The 19563-nt window shown below is 44.2% G+C and carries 16 protein-coding genes; 8 read left to right on the forward strand and 8 right to left on the reverse strand.

The features are described 5' to 3' along the window. Nucleotides 1-5: 5 nt before the first annotated feature. Complete coding sequence (locus C7475_RS06840; RefSeq protein WP_110052555.1) at nucleotides 6-3113, reverse strand: TonB-dependent receptor; 3108 nt, start codon at nucleotides 3111-3113, stop codon at nucleotides 6-8. A gap of 460 nt (nucleotides 3114-3573) precedes the next feature. Between C7475_RS06840 and C7475_RS06845 the strand changes: the two genes are divergently transcribed. Continuing rightward, nucleotides 3574-4209 carry a DUF4157 domain-containing protein gene (locus tag C7475_RS06845; RefSeq protein ID WP_110052556.1) on the forward strand — a complete coding sequence of 212 codons (636 nt, stop codon included), beginning with the start codon at nucleotides 3574-3576 and terminating at the stop codon, nucleotides 4207-4209. A gap of 57 nt (nucleotides 4210-4266) precedes the next feature. On the opposite strand, the gene C7475_RS06850 is transcribed toward C7475_RS06845, so the two are convergent. The 5 genes from C7475_RS06850 to C7475_RS06870 all read right to left on the reverse strand — a co-directional run bounded on the left by C7475_RS06850 (nucleotide 4267) and on the right by C7475_RS06870 (nucleotide 9343). Beyond that, the gene (locus C7475_RS06850) at nucleotides 4267-5061 is read right to left on the reverse strand and encodes an ATP-binding cassette domain-containing protein (protein WP_110052557.1); all 795 of its coding nucleotides are present in this window, start codon (nucleotides 5059-5061) and stop codon (nucleotides 4267-4269) included. Further along, nucleotides 5058-5834 (reverse strand): ABC transporter permease, encoded by a 777-nt coding sequence (locus C7475_RS06855; protein WP_110052558.1) that lies wholly within the window; start codon nucleotides 5832-5834, stop codon nucleotides 5058-5060. Before C7475_RS06855 ends, C7475_RS06850 begins: the two co-directional genes overlap by 4 nt. A gap of 67 nt (nucleotides 5835-5901) precedes the next feature. After that, nucleotides 5902-7668: an OmpA family protein gene (locus tag C7475_RS06860; protein WP_110052559.1), complete on the reverse strand. Its 1767-nt coding sequence runs from the start codon at nucleotides 7666-7668 to the stop codon at nucleotides 5902-5904. A 44-nt stretch (nucleotides 7669-7712) separates the two neighbouring features. Continuing rightward, complete coding sequence (locus C7475_RS06865) at nucleotides 7713-8702, reverse strand: MFS transporter (RefSeq protein ID WP_110052560.1); 990 nt, start codon at nucleotides 8700-8702, stop codon at nucleotides 7713-7715. An 11-nt stretch (nucleotides 8703-8713) separates the two neighbouring features. Then, the gene (locus C7475_RS06870; RefSeq protein ID WP_110052561.1) at nucleotides 8714-9343 is read right to left on the reverse strand and encodes a hypothetical protein; all 630 of its coding nucleotides are present in this window, start codon (nucleotides 9341-9343) and stop codon (nucleotides 8714-8716) included. 696 nt (nucleotides 9344-10039) lie between these two features. Here C7475_RS06870 and C7475_RS06875 point away from each other — a divergent pair. From C7475_RS06875 to C7475_RS06905, 7 genes are all read left to right on the forward strand, one after another. After that, the gene (locus C7475_RS06875; protein ID WP_110052562.1) at nucleotides 10040-10615 is read left to right on the forward strand and encodes a Crp/Fnr family transcriptional regulator; all 576 of its coding nucleotides are present in this window, start codon (nucleotides 10040-10042) and stop codon (nucleotides 10613-10615) included. A gap of 120 nt (nucleotides 10616-10735) precedes the next feature. Further along, nucleotides 10736-11254, forward strand: a complete 519-nt coding sequence (locus C7475_RS06880) for a YceI family protein (protein WP_110052844.1) — start codon at nucleotides 10736-10738, stop codon at nucleotides 11252-11254. 32 nt (nucleotides 11255-11286) lie between these two features. Then, nucleotides 11287-11505: a 4-oxalocrotonate tautomerase family protein gene (locus C7475_RS06885; RefSeq protein ID WP_110052563.1), complete on the forward strand. Its 219-nt coding sequence runs from the start codon at nucleotides 11287-11289 to the stop codon at nucleotides 11503-11505. Between the two features lie 4 nt (nucleotides 11506-11509). Continuing rightward, a complete protein-coding gene (locus C7475_RS06890) occupies nucleotides 11510-12244 on the forward strand; it encodes an SDR family NAD(P)-dependent oxidoreductase (RefSeq protein WP_110052564.1) in 735 nt (244 codons plus the stop codon). 1 nt (nucleotide 12245) lies between these two features. Further along, complete coding sequence (locus C7475_RS06895) at nucleotides 12246-12698, forward strand: nuclear transport factor 2 family protein (RefSeq protein WP_110052565.1); 453 nt, start codon at nucleotides 12246-12248, stop codon at nucleotides 12696-12698. Between the two features lie 9 nt (nucleotides 12699-12707). After that, on the forward strand, nucleotides 12708-13796 hold the full coding sequence (locus tag C7475_RS06900; RefSeq protein ID WP_110052566.1) for a nitronate monooxygenase family protein: 1089 nt from the start codon (nucleotides 12708-12710) through the stop codon (nucleotides 13794-13796). Between the two features lie 131 nt (nucleotides 13797-13927). After that, entirely contained in the window at nucleotides 13928-15112 is a 1185-nt protein-coding gene (locus C7475_RS06905) for an acyltransferase (RefSeq protein WP_110052567.1), read from the forward strand. A 67-nt stretch (nucleotides 15113-15179) separates the two neighbouring features. Here the strand turns inward: C7475_RS06905 and C7475_RS06910 are convergent, their stop codons facing one another. Both C7475_RS06910 and C7475_RS06915 read right to left on the reverse strand, forming a co-directional pair. Then, the gene (locus C7475_RS06910) at nucleotides 15180-17579 is read right to left on the reverse strand and encodes a discoidin domain-containing protein (protein WP_110052568.1); all 2400 of its coding nucleotides are present in this window, start codon (nucleotides 17577-17579) and stop codon (nucleotides 15180-15182) included. Between the two features lie 513 nt (nucleotides 17580-18092). Next, entirely contained in the window at nucleotides 18093-19325 is a 1233-nt protein-coding gene (locus tag C7475_RS06915) for a CehA/McbA family metallohydrolase (protein WP_233259778.1), read from the reverse strand. Nucleotides 19326-19563: the final 238 nt, after the last annotated feature.

The raw sequence follows: 19563 nt of genomic DNA on the forward strand, positions 1-19563 counted from the left end.
CAATTTTAGAATGTGAGGTTCATACCAAATACAAAGGTGGCAAACAGCGGGAAGGTATCAGAGCCGTCTGTTTCAGGGTCAGTACCTCTGAGATCCTTATTCCTTGTATAGATCAGCGGATTATATGCAGTAGCATAGATACGTCCTTTCGACATGTGTGTATGTTTCATCACACTTGCCGGTAAGGTATAACCTGCTGTAATGGTCTTCAGTTTAATGAAAGAACCGTCTACATATCTGAGTGAAGCGATACCTGTTGTGGTGGCGATGCCGGGACGCGGATAACGGGCGGACTGGTTTTCGGGCGTCCAGTAATTGATACCGGCAGGTTGTCCGTCGTCCGTAGTGGAATACCAGCCTAACAGACTGCTGTTGATCATCTGCCCCCAGCGTATCATCGTGAATAAACCCACATCAAAGTTCCTGTAAGTGAAATTATTATTAATACCCAAAAGCCATTTAGGAACAGAAGAACCCAGTATCCTTCGATCATTATCAGAATAAGGATGCACTCCCTTATCTCCTACCCCATTGGCATCAAACTTTTCATTAGTGGCAACTTTTACAAAGCCAGGTTTAGCGCCATATAATGCAGCAGTTGCCTCATCTGCGGTAGACCAAATGCCTTCATATTTATAGTCATAGTGTGCATTAATTGGCTGGCCAATAAACAGCTTTTCCAGTATGACGTCGCCATCCGGCAGACTAACGATCTTCTCTTTATTCTTTGTGAAGGAGAATGAAGAGCTCCATTCGAAATTACGTTTAACGATGTTGCGGGTGCGAAGATTGATCTCCAGCCCCTTGTTATTCGTCTCCCCTATGTTCTGCCACATTGCCAAAGCAGAAGCCCAGGAGGTAAGCCCGGAGGTAATGGGCAAAGTGCGCTTGAACAGTAATCCTTTCGTAGTAGTATTGTACATATCTACTGCAAGGTCCACACGTCCCTTCCATAATGATATGTCTACACCCAGGTTCAGATTATAACTTCTTTCCCAGCTGATGAGCGGGTTCGCATAAGTACCAGCATACTGTACGTTGGGCACCAGTATACCATCGAGAGAAACCACCTGGAACATATAGGCCTGCGTTTTGGATGAATATGCAGCCATGCCGCCGGAGTTACCTGTTACGCCATACCCTGCGCGCAGCTTCAGATCATTCAGCCAGTTGGTTGTTTTACTCATGAAAGGCTCATCTGAAATACGCCATGCCACAGCAGCAGCAGGGAACGCGCTCCACTTATGTCCTTCAGCGAGGTGAGAAACGCCATCCCAGCGATTCGTAAGGGTTAACAGGTACTTCCCGCGATAGCTATAATTAATCCTGCCTGCAAAAGACATTCTTTGCTTTTGCTCAAAGGAAGAAGCATTGCCCATCTTCTGTGTGCCGTTCGCGATGTTGTAAAACAGGTAAGAATCCAGCTCCTGGCCCTGGCCAAGCGTATTGTTATAGTCAGCGCTGTTCTTAGCCCAGGAAGTGATACCTGTAAGAGTGAGTTGGTGATCTCTAGCGATTGTTTTATTGTAAGTGGCGATGTTTTCCCAAATATATCCGTAGGCGAATCCGTTATAGATACCAGCAAGCGGCGCGGCATATCCTGATACTACATTTGACACAGCCTGCTTACCAAAGTATTTACCGTTCCGATAGTTATTCAATGTAACACCGATTGCCGAACGGAAAGACAGATCTTTCAGGGGCTTCAACTCCAGGTAACCGTTCAGATTTGCAAAGGTAGTACGTGTATTGTCAGCGTACTGGTTAGGAAGCTGATCTCCCAATGGCGTTGTTTCACCATCCACAAATACGGTCTTGATATTCCCGTGTTCGTCATATGCATCTCCCAATGGCAGCGCAGACAGGGACTTTGTAAAGATATTTTTTCCACGGGCGTTCTGGATGGTATAGTTCACGTTGATGTTGGTCCCTATTTTCGCCCATTTGGTAGCATCATGGTCCAGGTTCATACGAACACCGTACCGTTTCTGATTTTCGTTGCTCAATAACCCTTCTTCTTTCGTATAGGTGAACGAAGTGTAAATCTTAGTCTTTGCACCACCATCTGTAAATGAAAGATTATACTTCTGCTGGGTAGCTGCATCGTTTGTGATAAGCCCTACCCAATCAATCCATTTATTGTTATTGTAAGCATCGAGTACTGCTTCCGTGGTAAAGATCTGGGACATATCCTGCGGATATTCTCCGTTTACCGTACGATACAATTCCCTGCGGTATTTCACATATTCGTCGCCCGTCATACCATGAAAGAAATGGGGGTTTCCACTCAGACCATAAAACACATCCAGGTTCATGCTTGATTTATTGGTCTTGCCTTTTTTTGTGGTAATGATCACCACACCGTTCGAACCGGCGGAACCGTAGATAGCGGTGGAAGACGCATCTTTCAGAATGTCTATTGAAGCGATGTCGGAGGGATTGATCTGATCGTAAGTACTTTGAATACCGTCTACGATAAACAGCGGTGAGTTATCGCCATAAATAGAACGGCTGCCCCGCAATAAGATATCAGGATTCGTACCAACGGCGCCTGAGCTTCTCATGATATCCATACCTGACACTTTTCCCTGTAAGGCCTCCATGACATTATTTACCGGAGTAGCAGTGATATCTGCCTCCTTGATAGACACCACGGATCCCGTCAGATCCCGCTTTTTAACAGTACCATAGGCGATGACCACATTCTCATTCAACTCTTTTACCGACGAGCTTAAGGTGATGCTCAGATAAAGCTGTTCACCTCCGGAAGCCTGTAAGTTACTGCCGTCTACGTCTTTTACAGTGGCCGCAGAATATCCTTTTTCAGAATGGCGCACAATGATCTCCAACACATTATATCCTACACTGGACACGACCAGTAAAGTATTTTCAGCAATAGAAGGAAGCGTGAAAGTGCCATCTGTACCGGTCAGCACGCCGGTATTGGAACCCTTTACACGGACAGAAACGGCAATAAGCGGGTTACCGTCTTTGTCAATGATCTTACCCTTAACAGTTACAGGAGGATCTGATTGATTTTTAAAGAGTGGTTGACCGGCATAAGTGCTCAGAAAGCAAAGTGCCGTAACAAGCAGCATTGTTAGTTTTTTCATAAACGTTATTTTATTACTAGCATGATTTATTCAGCATGGACAAACGTATACATATAGTATAGCAGGTTGGGCTATTCCGTGGAATGATAGCAATAGGTTTTCTAACCCTTAGTACAGGCAAAGCTTGGAGAACATGGAATTTCTAAGTGGCTTAATCTGTCAAATGGTTGTTCTGGCAATAAAAGTAATAAATTAGGTGTAAAAGTGACACTCTTCTAAAATAATTTTCCGCAGGTATAATGTTTCTTCCCAAGATACAATGAGCAGCGGATATCACCTTGCAAAAATTATCAAGTCAATATATGTTGCAGCTATGCGGAAAATGGAACTACCCGGAAAAAGATTGGCGATTAATACTTGATGATCAATCAATTATAAACTTGTCCAAATTAACTTGAGAATAAATCCGGATATTTCTTAAATTTCTGCTGTAATTCTCTTCTGAGATAATCCAAACGCTATGTCACAATCCTTTCATACCCTTCAAAGAGAACAGGCTTCCCGCCGTTCTGCTGCAGAAAACACCTCCCAAAATGGTATACAGCTTAAGGCTGTAACATCACCCCTTCAAAAGAAAAGCAGTGATGCGCCCGTACAGGCCCAGGAAGATGAGCTGTTGCAGGGACGTTTTGTAACGCAGCTGGAGACTGGTATGGAAGAAGAAGAGCCCAAACAGTTCGTATTGCAGAAAGCGACATCACCGGAAGAGGAACAACCGGTAATGGGCAAATTTGTAGCACAGCGAAAGGACAATAATACCGGCATGCCAGACCAGTTAAAATCGGGCGTAGAGCAGCTCTCCGGCCATAGTATGTCTGATGTAAAGGTACACTATAACTCTTCTCAGCCTGCACAGTTGAATGCGCTGGCATATGCACAGGGAACAGATATTCATGTAGCACCGGGCCAGGAACAGCATCTGGCTCATGAAGCATGGCATGTAGCTCAACAAAAGCAGGGCCGCGTACAGGCTACTACACAAATGAAAACCGGTACTCCTGTAAATGACGATCCGGGACTGGAAAGAGAAGCGGATGTGATGGGTGCAAGAGCTATGCAGGTAGGCGCGCAGAGTATGCAGAGTATAGCGGAATAATCAATTCCGGAAAGATAAAAGAAAAGGCCATCTCCTGATCCGGGATGGCCTTTCTGTTTATAAGTTGGCTTTGATCTCGTCCAGTGTATCAATAAAAGCCTGTTGCCTCCGCACATCCTTTTGCCAGGCCAATCCTCTTTCCAGCAAGTCTATTTCCTGTTTAATCGTAGCACCTTCCTTTCCTTCTTCTTTTCCGAGAATGAACACAGTATCGGAAATAGCTACACTTGTTTCGATATCATGAGAGACGATCACCAATGTTTTCAACTCATCAGATACAGATACCTGCAGTAACATGTCCACTACCTTATCAAGTACGCAGACGTCCAATCCAGAGAACGGTTCATCAAACAAGAGGAAATCCGATCCTTTCAGCAGTTGCTGCAGAATGCTGGCACGTTGCCGTTGACCGCCCGACAAATGATGGGGATATTTATGGAGTGAATCCGTGATCTCAAATGCGTTGGCCCATTTTTCAATCGCCTCCTTTTCATTCCCTTTTAAAGCAGAATTCTGCCGGGTAGCCATTAGTAATGACTGGTGAATGGTTTTCCATTCAAAGAGGTAATAGTGCTGGAATACCACTCCCATATCACCGGCTTCTACCTCTTTGTTACCATATATGGTTATCTTCCCTGAATTTTGTTTCTGTAAACCGGCCATCAGGCGGAACAACTGTGTTTTACCAATACCACTTCTACCAAGCAGGGAAATCACTTGTCCCTGACTAATACCTGGTCGTACGATGTTCTTTATGGTAAAATTAACGTCCCTTAAAACCGACTTATCACCATAGTTAAGGCACACGTTTTCCGCCTGCAAAAGCACCTGTTCTTTTGTATAGGGTGTCATACTGTTTTATTTGATCTTGTGTAAGGAAATAACCAGCTGCGGATTACCGCCAGCAGGTAGTCAAAGAATAACCCTAACAGGAAAATAAGCAGCTGTAATGCCAGCACGTTTGTTAAGTCGTTATACTTATTATATTTGATAAGCAATGCGCCAATCCCTCCTTCACTCATATTAAGACCCTCTACCATTGTGATCATCAACCATGCTATTGCAAAGTTATGTTGCAGTATTTCCAGGACTTTGTCGGCCTTACCAATGATGATCACCTCGTACAGGGTACGCCACTTATTATAACCAAGCACCTTACACAGGTCATACTCCTGGCGGGGAATATGTACGATCACGGAAAGGAAAGATGTAACGAAGAACGGTACGATACCGAAAATCAGCAGCCATAATTTGAGCGCACTACCGTTTTGTGTAAGCAGGGTAAATACGAAAATAAGCCCCGCCAACGTAAGGTAACGGCATTTTACAATGAACAATGCGATACCTTTAAAAAACGGCAGTACAGATAAATAAGCTATCACCAGGGTAATAACAATAGCGTATAACATCGCTTTTACAGTAAGTGCAAGGCTCACCAGCACGTTATCTATCAGTGTTTTTGTTGCAGACAAGCTTGCCAGTGCAGCAAGTACTTTACCTGGCTGCGGCATCAATCCATCAGATGCAATATGCCACAACCCAAGCGCCAGCACCACCTGCAACAGCACCATGATCAGGAAGGTTTGTTTGTTGATGATGGCGAACGGCTGGAATATTTTTTTCATACGAACAATATTTTAGGACTAGGGAAAAGGATAGCCCCTGTTTTTACAGCGGCTATCCTGATAGTTATTACTGACCTAACACTATTTCAACCCTTCTATTCTGGCTTCTTCCAGTTTCTGTGTTGTTGTTAGCTATAGGCTTGGTGGCACCATAACCTTTCGCTTCCACGCGGTTTGCGGAAAGCCCTTTCTTCATCAGATACTCCTGTACAGCTGTTGCACGTTTTTCGGATAAAGGGATGTTTGTTGCATCCGAACCAACATTGTCAGTGTGTCCATATACTCCTACTTTCAAACCTTCCGCTACTACAGCAGATTCGAAGATCTCATCCAGCAGTTTGAAAGAAGAAGACTTGATAACAGCAGAACCGGTCTCAAACTCTATGCTATAAGACTTTGATGACACTTCTGAAGTGATCTCACTGGCATATTTCGTTTCAATAGCCTTTCCTTCCAGCAATTCCGGGTGGTTTGACAGTACGGAGAACAGGAATGACTTGTCTACCGCTTTCTCATAAGGCATGAATGATGGCATCAGCGTCGGGTACATTTTCACCATCAGGCCACCAAATGTGTTGTACACCGCTTTATACCTGTCAATTTTGTCATCGCCTAATCCGAACGTATTAGCCATATCCTTCAGGTTAAATACCGCGGATCCACCTAATAACACCTTCATACCCTGAACATCTTTCTCTTCCACGCCATTGAAATACTTCAGCCAATAAGCAGCATCCTGCTCATTATAAACTTCAGCACTTACTTTAGCGGCGAAAGCCTTTGCTTCATTGAATGAGCGTACCTGATCGCCAGCCTGGGCAAGCGCAATGATCATATTCTCCACATCGGTCCTGTGATCATTTGCCCACTTTTTGATCGCGACAGTCTGGTTAGGCATTTGCGATGCATACTGTTTGGTGTTGGCGATAGTCACCAGGCCACCTTTTTTTACAGCAATGTTCACGTCGCCGGGAGTCCAGGTAGCAACCGCATCCACTCCTACAGTAGTGTCCTTACCGGTAGTCTTACCGTTTACTACTACTTTACGGCTTTCGGTATAACCGGCTATATACTTATTAGGCGCATCCAGGAAGTCGTTGGCCGCAATAATATTGATAGCGGTAGCATCATAGGTGGTTTCATCAGGGTTTACCTTTAAACCATTATCGCCTGCCCATTTCAGCAGGATGTTGATGTCACCATCGCGCAGTACGCCGGCCACACATTTACCGATAGCATTCTTAGGGTCTGCTTTCCACTGCTGAGGCCCCATTACCTGGTCTTCACCGTATGATTTACCGTGTGTTACCGGGATGATCACAGGCTGATATTCATTACCGAGGGCTTCCAGTTCTTTTGACAGGGAAGTCATGAATGCGGGCATACCATCTCCCATGAACGTGATCAGTACACCAGGTGTATTGGGATCCTTCTTATAGTCCTGCGCGAACTTCACCAGGTCAGCCATCTGCTTGTTACAGTCATCCTGGCGTACATAAGTAATGTCAAGTTTTGCATTGTCAAACAATGAACCTTTGGTAGTTCTTACACCACCGTTCGCATACATACCCGAAAACTGGCTGTTCCATGCCATACGTAACCAGGTGATCTGCGTACCGCCATTTCCTGCCGGCTCGTTGCCTGGTAAAGGCAATTGCTTGCCGGCACCACTAAAAGACGCTTCAGGTGCGTCCGGTAATACTACCTTTCCTACTTCCAGTGACTCGCTCACTTGCTTTGGACGTCCCTGGTACCATCTTACGCCTAAGATTCCGGCTGCTACCACTGCAGCAATAATGAACAGTTTTCCTGCGGGTTTTAATTTGATTGCCATCTAATGTTGTGTTTAGTATATTTTAAAATTTCGTTTATAAAGTATTAATCCAGTAATCCTCTGTACCTATCAGTTGGCTGCACACCTTTCAGTCTTCCGCTATCACCATCCCTGTTCAGGGCAGACTGCGTATAGTTAAAATCGGACCTATCGAAACTGTTGATCAGTTCCACCGCCTGTGCTGACTTGGCTTTATCTTCCAATACCTTGTCGTCCATAAAGCGTGATGTAACATCTATGGCCGATTTGATATGTCCGATCTTCTCACCGATGCGCACCTTCAGTATTGCCAGTGCCTTTTCAGCATCCTGGTTCAAAGCATCGTCTCCCTTGAACGCCTTCATAGCACTACTCACTGCAGACAGACCTGTGGTAACGGAGTAGTACAGGTCCTTTTTAGCTTCCAGGTCAAGTTTTGCGTCTTCCAGCATAAGGCCACTTTCTTCATAAGCTGCATCTGCGAAAGACACCAGTTTGTTCAGATCTCCGACTATAGGTGTTACATTGTCTATGTACTCTTTGCAACGGATCACATTGTTGGCGTACAGGTCTATCTGCCTGCTGTTCTTATTTTCACTCTGCAGGATCTTCACTTTCTGAATATTCAGCTGCAGTTCCTTTTCCTTTTCGGAGAGTTTATCCATCAATTCACTCTGCTTTCCTTTCAACCTGCCAGTCTGTTTGAACAGTGTATTCCTGTCCTCATAACCCTGATCGATCTTCGCCTGCAAAATGGCAAAGGGGTTCAGTTCGATAGCCAATCCGATAGTGTAGTTGGCGATGAACTCCGAAAAATATTTCAGTGCCCGCCAAAACTTTTTGTTGGTGAACAGCAACAGCAGAAAACCGAGTATTACACCGCCGATAATCAGGTTAATCAGGTTCCAGGTAACAGTTACCAGCCATGGTAAGATGTAGGTAGCAAATGCATATCCCAGTCCAGCGAAGAGGGAGATACCCACTATTGCGGTAGCGAGATTTTTAGGCTCAGAAAACCAGTTGGTTTTTACGGCCTTATTCATGAGTTCATTCATTTTTAGTTATTTTAAAGTATGTATTGCTTGATCTTTTCTATATCCTGCAGCAGTTTATTTCTGCTAGCTGCCAGGGCAGCTTCGTAACCGGAACTGTTACTTTCGATCTTCGCCTCATTCTCTGCTACTTCTTTCGTAAGCACACCTATCTGTTGCTGCAGGCTGACTATTTCCTGCGACAGCTTCTGTATGCGCTGTTGTACTTCCTCCATCTCCTTCTTCTTATTCTGCACTTTATCAAGCAAAGCCTGATCTACAGTATTGTGAAAAGCCGCGGCATCAGCATCAAGAATTTTTACGTACTCCTGGGCTGAAGACAGGAGTTTTTGTTTGTCCAGGCCCTGAGCCTGTAAACCTGCAAAGGCAGCACTAAAGCGGGCGCCTTCGTCTTTGATGACATGCATTGCGTCCGTCATCTTAAAAAACTCATAATAGTCAGGACCAGGCAGGTTGGCGTCGGCAAACAGCCTGTTAAAGTGGTCGCTGAACTTAGCATCAATGCTTGTTGCAGCTCGTCCTTCCTGGCTGCCGGCAGGCACGTGGGATGCCGGCAGCGATGGTGCTGCTGCATCCTCATTTTTTGTTGTCTTATCCTCCATCTCTATGAAAGCGGATAAGATCTTTTTACCCAAAGAGGCCATAGTGTGTGTGATTTATAAGGGTGAATAAAATAATCTGTGCAAAGGGCATAGCTCGGTCGACTATTCGTCGCGTTTTTTCTTAAGTCTTATCAGGGAACCCCGGCAGGCCTTGCCGGAAATACGTTGTATAGGGCTATTTAATCAGCCTTTAACTGACACTTAGCTTGCTGTTTAATTTGACATAAGAGCGCCTGAATGAGGTGCAATATTGCCAACAATTCATTTCTGTTACATTCTGAAAGGAAAATTAGTACGAGTGAATAAAACCCAGGCCCAATGCCTGCTGAGCCGCAATCGCAACTCCGTTAAATTCTTGTACTGTATGTGTTTTACAGGGTAGGAATTTCCGGTAGTCATAGCTCTTCAATGAAGGCGAGCTATCAGGTGATCCAGAAACAGTTTCATATAGTATAGAGATTAACTCTTGTTTAGTTTGATAGAGTAAAGGTATGAAGCCGTTAACACTTCCTTTACATAATCCAATATGAGCGGTGAATTTTGTTGTAGAATGGATGAAAACTATTATGAACGGCAATATTTAAGGATGAAGGCAAATATAAGCGGTTGAAAGGAAAAAAAGCATGATCAACGGTACATATAACAATAATATCTTTAAAATCAAACAATTAGAAAGGAAAATCGACGACTTGACCTGCAATTTGTCCAGATTTTCAATGAGTTTCATACCTTTAAAAAATGAATGCAAGGGAATTACTAAAACAGCATGTTTTCAAATCAGCGTCGCTAACCGACGAACAGTTTGATTATTTTTTCTCCCATTTCAGCCAACAATCCTTTAAAAAAGGTCAAACCATCATTAGTGAAGGTGATGAAGTAGAATGCGAATACTTTGTGCTTTCCGGTTGTCTGAAAGCATTTTTTATTAACGACGACATTAAGATGTACATCCTGCAATTTGCAATGCCTACCTGGTGGACATCTGACTACAATGCACTTTACAGCCATTCCCGGGCAACCATCAATGTCGATTGTATCACTGATGCGGAAGTGCTTTGCCTTAGTAATGCCGACCGTGAAAAACTCTGTTCCGAAATACACCAGGTGGAACATTTCTTTCGCTGGCGAACAAACAGGGGGTATGTAGCTTCACAGAAAAGGCTCCTGTCTTTTATGAACAATGATGCCAAGAAACGTTATGAAGAGCTGTTAACCCTTTACCCCGAACTATACAACCTGGTCCCGAAACACCTGATAGCCGCTTACCTGGGCATTACCAGAGAGACATTAAGCCGGCTCTATAACGGCCGTTAACCCCCTCGATGTGATGTAGGTCACATAATTATTGAATGTGATATACGTCACGTAACCACCTTGAAATTCCTTACGTCCTTTGTGTTGTAAATGAAACGTAAACAATTAAACATACACAAAATGGAAACGAAAAAATTTCAGATCGTAAACGCACAAAGTAATATTGATTGGACCGGTCGTAAAGTAACTGGTGCACATAATGGTACCATTGGCATTAAAGAAGGTACATTAGTGGTTACTGACGGTAAATTAGCAAGTGGTAAGGTCATCATAGACACTACTTCCATTAAGATCCTGGACGTAACAGATCCGGCAACGAACGCTCAGTTTGCAGGTCACCTGGCTTCTGACGACTTCTTCTCTATCGACAAATTCCCTGAAGCTACGCTGGATATTACATCCGTATCAGGTAATCGTGTTGAAGGTAATCTGACCATCAAAGGTATTACGCATCCTGTCTCTTTTGACGCTGCTATCAATACCAATGGCGAGACCCTGACTGCCTCCGGAAAGATCGTTATTGATCGTACCAAATACGATATTAAGTTCCGTTCCGGTAATTTCTTCAAAGATCTGGGCGACACGCTCATCTACAATGATTTTGATCTTGAGGTAACTATCACAGCGAAAGCTGCCTGATAATCCAATTCACCCTCTAAAAAACAAAAAAAATGCCTTACGTAAAGATTGAACTCACCCGTGAGGGAGTCACCCGTGAGCAAAAACAACAACTGATCAAAGGCGTAACAGACCTGATCACCGATGTGCTGAATAAAGATCCCCATCTGACGCACGTTGTTATACAGGAAGTAAACCTGGACGATTGGGGGTATGCGGGCGAACAGGTATCTGTTCTCCGTGAAAAAGGAATCACAGCAGATAAAAAATAAAACAATGAAAAAGCAAACAATTATAATAACCGGTGCATCATCCGGTATAGGTAAAGAAGTAGCAAAATACTTCCTCGAAAAAGGAGATAATGTAGTTATTAACTCCACAACACCAGAAAAACTGGAGCAAGCTTTTCAGGAACTTGGAGCAGGCAGTAACCTGGCCATGGTAGCCGGTAATATCAGCGACAAAAAAACAGGTGAAAAACTGGTTGCTACCGCAGTTGAAAAGTTTGGTTCTGCAGATGTGCTGGTAAACAATGCCGGTATATTCGAAACCAAGCCATTCCTGGAAGTAGACGAAGCTTATCTGGACCGCTTCCTGAACACCAACCTGAAAGGTACCTACTTCACTACACAGGCAGTTATCCCTCAGATGCTAAAACAACATGGCGGTGTGGTGATCAACATAGGTACTCCGCTGGTACATCATGCCCTGGGTGGTGTTCCTATTACTGCACCAATGTCCAGTAAGGCCGCGATACATTCCCTGACACTTCAGCTGGCCGCTGAATTCGGCAAGGATAACATCCGCGTTAATACCATAGCGCCAGGTACCATCCGTACACCGATGCACGGTGAAAAGGCTGACGAAACTGCGGGACTGCACTTGCTGAACCGCGTAGGTGAAGTAGAAGATGTAGCTGAAATGGTTTACACAGTTGCGAAGAGCAATTTCATCTCCGGTGCCATCATCAACGTTGACGGTGGAGCAGGCGCCGGGCATCATCTGAGCTAATATGAAACTATTATTAATACTCGCTTTTATGGCCGGCGTTCCGCTGGCCATAAAAGCTCAAAAGGCAAATAAGATGGACACGCAAAAAGCTGATATAGCCGCTATTTCCGATGTACTGGAAAACTATTATTTTAAAGGCATCAACGAAGGCGATACCGCCCTCCTGAAACAGATATATCATCCGGGCACACTCCTGTTCGGAGATGTGAAAGGACAGCCTTATGCTAAAACACTCGAGCAATATCTTGACGGCGTAGCAAATCGCCAGAGCCCGAAAGATTCGGGTAAACCACTTAAAGGGGAGATCGTATCAGTAAGAGCGGTCAACTCTATTGGGGTAGCCGAAGTAAAGGTAAAAATGTACGATTTTAATTATCATGAGTTTTTATCTTTCCATAAGATTGATGGTAAATGGTTGCTCGTCAATAAAATGTTGACGGACGTCCAACAATAACTAATCACCATGTGGCACAACACAAAAGTAACGGAGATACTGGGTATAGAATATCCGATCATGCAAGGCCCGTTTGGAGGCCGTCTTTCATCGGTAGAACTGGTGGCGGCAGTATCCAATGCAGGAGGTCTCGGCGGCTATGGAGCCTACACGCTTACCCCACAAGAGATTATCGATATAGATCAACAAATAAAAGCGGCTACAGGCAAACCTTATAATATCAATTTGTGGGTTTCAGACAGTGATGCGATCGGCGGTACAGTTAGCGATACTGTATACGAACAGGCAATACAACAGTTCAGGCCTTACTTTGAGGAACTCGGTGTTCCACTGCCACATAAACCAGCACCATTCAATACCAGGTTTGAAAACCAGGTCCAGGTGTTACTTGATATACGTCCAAAGGTATTCAGTTTTGTGTTTGGCGTACCATCGGCAGATATATTGGAACAATGTCGCAGACAAGGTATCATTACCGCCGGTGCTGCTACCACGCTGGACGAGGCAATAGCATTGGAAAACGCGGGTGTAGACCTGATCATTGCTTCTGGTTTTGAAGCCGGCGGACACCGGCCCTCTTTCCTGGCATCCGCAGAAACATCAATGACCGGTACTTTTGTGTTGCTTCAACTGATCAGGGAAAAAGTAAAAATACCTGTTATTGCTGCCGGTGGCATTGCAGACGGCAAAGGCATTGCGGCGGCTATGATGCTCGGCGCCAGCGCAGCGCAGGTCGGCACGGCTTTCCTCGCCTGTGACGAATCGAATGCTTCGCCCGCTCACCGGCAGATGTTATTCTCTGATGCAACAAAGTATTCTACGCTTTCCAGAGCTTATACCGGCAGGCTTGGCCGGGGAATAGCCAACAGAATAACGAAAGAAACATCCGGAACTGATCTCCATTTTCTTCCTTTCCCTTTACAAACGACATTTATATCATCATTGAGAGCTGCCGCCGTTGAACAGCAAAAGTGGGATATGGTATATTTCTGGGGTGGACAAATAGCACCGATAATTAAACATAGACAGGCTTCAGCGCTGATGCAATCGCTGATCGAAGAAACAAACGCATGTTTCAACAGTTCGAGCACCAGATGATGTAAACAGAAAAAAGGCTACGTGTGTAGCCTTTTTGTCGTTTTATTACAGACTGCATGCAACTTTCTCATTCCACCTGCAACCTTATTATAAAGCTGTTCTGTATTTTATGGTCTCAATCACTATCCTGCATGGTTAAAAACGAAGAACGTGACAAATGGGTGGATTACCTGCGAGCTACGATCACCGTACTGGTTGTTGCTCACCATTCATCACTTGCCTATACTACATTCGCAAACTTTAATAAGGAGGCATACATCACCTCCACACATCCGCTCGTAGATAGTAAAAGATGGATAGGACTGGATATTTTCGAGAACTTCAACGACATATTCTTTATGTCGCTTATGTTCTTTATCGGAGGACTGTTCCTTACCAAAAGCATTGCTAAAAAGGGAGCTATGATTTTTATTAAGGATAGATTTTTACGCTTGTTCCTCCCCTTTCTGTTAATCGGCACTTTGTCAAATCTTATAGCCCATTTCCCCGCATTTTGTGTAGCCCATAATACACTCGATATCAAAGCATATATCATCGACTTTTTTACTACCGAAAAATGGCCTGTAGGCCCACCGTGGTTTATATGGGTACTTTTCCTCTTTAACATGTTGTTTGCGTTGACATATGCGTTCATGAAAAGGACCTATAAAAATACAGGGGACCAGCTGCACGGTTTAGGTAACCAGCCTATGCTGGTATTCCTATCATTGGCTGTGCTGACATGGGTATTATATGTACCGGTAGCCTATAATACCGGCGCGGGCAAATGGACGGGATGGGGACCGTTCGACTTCCAGCTAAGCCGCATCCTGTTATACTTTGGTTACTTTATGCTGGGTGCCTTCATTGGAAGTTCCGATTTTCACAATGGCATTTTTGCAAAGGATTCCCGGCTGGTCAGCAACTGGAAGCTATGGGGTTTGCTGGCATTGGCTGTCTATCTGATACTAACGGTCTCCGGAGAAAAAGCGGTATTGAAGAATATGGTCATACAAGGCATTATCCCCGAGTTTTCGGCATGGATGATCTATTATACCGTGTATGTTTTATCGTGCACCCTAACCTGTATTGCATTCGTTACAACCTTCAGGGCCACGGTAAACACGCCGAAACCCTGGCTGGACTCATTATCCGCCAATGCATACCTCATGTACCTGATCCACTACATCTTTGTTATATGGACACAGTTTTTCCTATTGGATATTGATACACCGGCGATTGTCAAATTCACCATTGTATTTTTGAATGCGTTGATCGTCAGTTGGATGATCAGCATTTTACTCAGAAAATCCTCTTTCGCAAAGAGATACCTATAATGCAACGAGGCCGTCCCAGATTTGAGACGGCCTCGTTCAATAAGGATTCGTTGATTCGGTATTACTACTATTCTACAACTACTTTCTTACGGCTATCGCCGATTGAAATGATATAGATACCTTTAGGCCATGAAGAAATATCTACCTGCAGCTGGTTAACATTACCGTTAACTTTAGCCTGATATACTCTCTTACCAGCGATGCTGTAAACTTCTAAAACAGCAGCTTTAGCAGCACCTTTCAGTTGAATGTTCATCAGGTTTGTAGCCGGGTTTGGCGATACATTCACAGAGAATGCATTTTCAGTTCCTTTTACAGAAGTAGCCATTGTAAGTGTTCTTCCAGCTACAGGTGCAGCAGGATACACTTCAAATTCCCAGATGGAGAATCCATATGGAGTAGCTCTCTGCAGACCATGAACCCTTACATAACGGGCATTCACTGTTGCGAAGCTCAGATCAGCAGTACCACCGGTGCCGTTAGTTACAGATTTCTGTACGGTCCAGTTGATAGTATCATTAGAAGTTTCGATAGTATAAGATGTTGCGTAAGCATTTTCCCATTTCACTACAACTCTTGAGATATCTTTTGCTGTGCCCAGATCAACCGCTAACCATTCGTTATCAGTATAAGCGGAAGACCAGCGTGTTGTTGTAGCGTTGCCATCAACAGCAGCAGTAGCGGGGAAATCTGGTGTTTCGATAGAAGACGCCCAAACGGTTTTGTTAGCCGCTGCGTTATCAGATTGAGATTGCAGGGCAAAAGTAAACGAAGTGAAGTTGAACTCGTTAGCATCAAACACTACACGCAGTACTTTCTGACCTGCAGTTAATGCTGATGTAGTTACATTTACATTAGCCCAGGTCTGCCAGCCACCTGTATTTGGTACTGTAATAGTACCGGAGATGTTCTGACCGTTCAGTTCCACATGGAATGTTTTTCCTGCAGCTATTGCAGCTACTCTTGCCTGTAAAGTATAAATACCGGCCTGACCGATGTTCACTGTGTATTCCAGCCATTCGCCAGTCTGGATAGTACCTACATTGTATCCGCCTTCAGTAGCAGCTTCAATATCTACTCCTTCAGTAGTGCGGTACTGTCCCTGTGTATTGGTAGCTGTCAGATCATGATAAGCTACACCTTCACCGCCATTGTCGAAGTCTTCCGCTTCAATTTTGCCAGGAATAGCCCATGCAGTTCCACCGTGAGGAGCCTGTGGTGCTGCACCATATACTTCCAGTTCAAATATAGAGAAACCATATGTAGTTGCTCTTGTAGCACAATTGATCCTTACATAACGGCCATTACCTGATAATCCTGTCAGATCATTAACCAGTGTAGTATTACCTGTAACAGATTTTACCGGTGTCCAGTCGTTAGTATTTGAAGATACCTCTACCTGATAAGCAGTTGCATAAGCAGCTTCCCAGGTAATCTTCACCCTGTTGATATCGTAGTTAGCGCCCAGGTCAACGTAGATCCACTGCTGATCAGCAAAAGTGGAAGCCCAGCGGGTTCCGTAGTTACCGTCAGTAGCATTCGCCGCTGATACATTCACAGGTGCATTTGCTTCAGTTGAAGATACGCTCACTGGCTTGTTGGATGCCAGGTTCTGCGGAACCGGATTACCAACACCACCTTTACAAACGTTACCCAGTGTGTTGTAGATAGCGTTGATATCACCATATTCTGTAGCAATATCCCAGATCATGATACCAGCTGAAGTAGATTTTGCAAGATTGGCCTTTCTGATATGCTCTGCAGTATTGTTATGTTCCTCATAGAATGGAACACCCAGCATTCTTTTATTCTGTGGCACACCACGTGATGTCCAGTAAGCGATAGAACTGCTCGCAAGGGCATCGCCACCATAACACATAATGTTCACCAGGTCTAACATGGAAACGTTATCATAATGGTCACCGTTATTGCTGGCGCTTTCAGAAACCGCCGCAGTGAACAGCTTACCCATGCTATGGAACCTGTTACCGAGTACAGTAGCAACGCTATTCCATCTGGCTTTTGTAGTAGGATATTCCCAGTCCAGGTCAATACCATCCAGGTTGTACTTCGTGATCAGATTAGCACAGGCATTTGCCAGGTTGTTGATCGCAGTAGGATTAGTTGAAATGGCTTCAAAAGGTGTGTTGCTTGGTGAAGACGTCAGCCAGCCACCAATTGACAACAGTACTTTTACATTCGCGGCGTGAGCCCTGTTTACGAGGTCAGTCAGCGTAGCACCACCGTCTACACTGCCTATGTTACCGTCGCTGCCTGGAATTGCAAACGCATAACAAATATGGGTGTACTTACTGTAATCAACTTTTGAAGGACTGTCGATGTAAGCACTACCACCGGCTACCCATGAGGGATAATAACCCACGATATTGTAACATGATACCTGGGCAAAACCGGCCCCTGATAACGCCAGGAGCGCAACGAGAAATAGTAGTTTAATTCTCTGCATAATTAGAGTTTTAATGATTATATGAAGGATATATCTAAAAAAAGAGGGAAGGATCCCGGAGGCAGGATACTTGTAGTCATAAGTATATTACATATCCCTGGCTACACCTTGAAGGATCAGGTATAGTCACAGCGTGATATGAATGATTTGCATCAATGTAATTGTCCTGTGCTGAAAGCTACAGGCTCATTGTAATGGTCAAGAATTTCTTCAAATTGTAATGGAAGTTTAATTGGTTATTCTGATAGGTTTTCCGGATGACTGATATCGTCTTTTAATAATATAAAGATATATCTAATTAGTATCCCCACCAATAGGATATTGATCCTATTGTCATTTTTTTCAACGATGCAGACACACCGGATTGATAATTAACGTAATAAAAAAAGGAACTTTTTCAATTTACCGGTTATTATACCGGAATCAATGTAATGAGGCTGGGAATGGGGAACAAAAGGAAAAGTGATTATAACGCAGAAGCAGCATACGAAAGCTGCTTCTGCGTTAAATAAATTAAAAGTCAGGGTCGAAATTGAAGAAAATTGGATTAGACAAACCAACCATATTCCCGCTCAGTTTCATTGATTCCGGTACCTGTGGATATGGTGTAGGCGGTCCTTCTACAGTCACCCTGTAATAGGTCCTTCCTGTAGTTCCCGGAGTATCGGTAAACTCGGCAACAGGTGTTTTACCCGTTACCTTTAAGGTATCAAACTTATTTCCGTTCTTCACGACATAGATCGTATAGGTTTCTTCCGGTACAGTTTTTCCGCTTAGTTGTATACTGAACTTCACCGGCTTACCTGTCGGTCTGGTATTATCTCCCATCATCATATCCATCTTACCGTCCTGGTCCAGATCTGCATAGAATTCAACACGCGGCGCATAAGGATTTGCACTGACTGATACACGGCCATTCGTAAGCGCATCCACTACTGCCTGTGAAGTCCGCGAGGTAGCATAAACCCACGTTGTTGGTGTACCTACGTAATTTGCTGTAGCCTGTACACTATTCTTTGTTGCTTTATCGGGCGTGTCGGGTGTACCATGATGCGCATCACTTCCTCCCCTGCCGGTCAACTTACGACCAGACGAAAGCATATCGTCCCATATCATGATCGCATTTTCATTCTTAGACCAGATAGCGGAGTTCCATACTTCGATAGATTCTATCATGTCATAGGAGTATCCGAAATGATCTTTGCCACTGGGATGATTGGCAGACAGGTGAACACCTAATTGTTTCTTCACAGCGCCAATTACAATATCACGCTGATCGCGCACATCATACAACCGCTGGTGATCGTATGGTTTCGCGGAAAAAACATTGCCATGCCCGCGGGTAGTCGTCCATTCAGCACCATACAACAACAATACTGAATCTGATTTAAATTCAGGGTCCGCCCAGGTATTATGGGCTACATCTCCCTCTACATGGTTATCATGATCTGTTATAGCGACATAATCAATGCCCGCGGCTTTGGAAAAGGCGATGATCTTTGAAATGGGATTATTGGAAGACTCCTTGCTATGCCTGGAGTGCAGATGCAGGTCACCCTTTAGCCACACACCACCTTTGAGGTTTGCCACTGGCGGCAACGTATTGAGTTCAGCCGGCGCCCATGGGTTACTGTGAGTTGCCTGCGCCATCACAGCATAGTTAATAAAGCTGGTCATACCTATTACCAATCCGGTACAGGCTACGCCTTTCAACAGCGTTTTTTTTCCATTGTTCTTGAACATCATATTAAAGTTATTATGGTGGCAATTAAGCAGCGTATCAAACAGCGGTAATTGGTGTATGCGCCCGCAAAGGTATATATCGGCAAAAGCTGACGATGTTAAATTTAGATCAAGAGATCATTAAATGTGATGACTGGTTTGGCTATTTAAGCCTCATTACGGGCGTTAACAATAAATAACAGTCTCGGATAGGGTCTGGCACAGTTTTGTCATTATTCAAGCTGAAAAGAAGTTTAAACGG

The organism is Chitinophaga sp. S165 (assembly GCF_003182155.1).
GTDB lineage: Bacteria > Bacteroidota > Bacteroidia > Chitinophagales > Chitinophagaceae > Chitinophaga.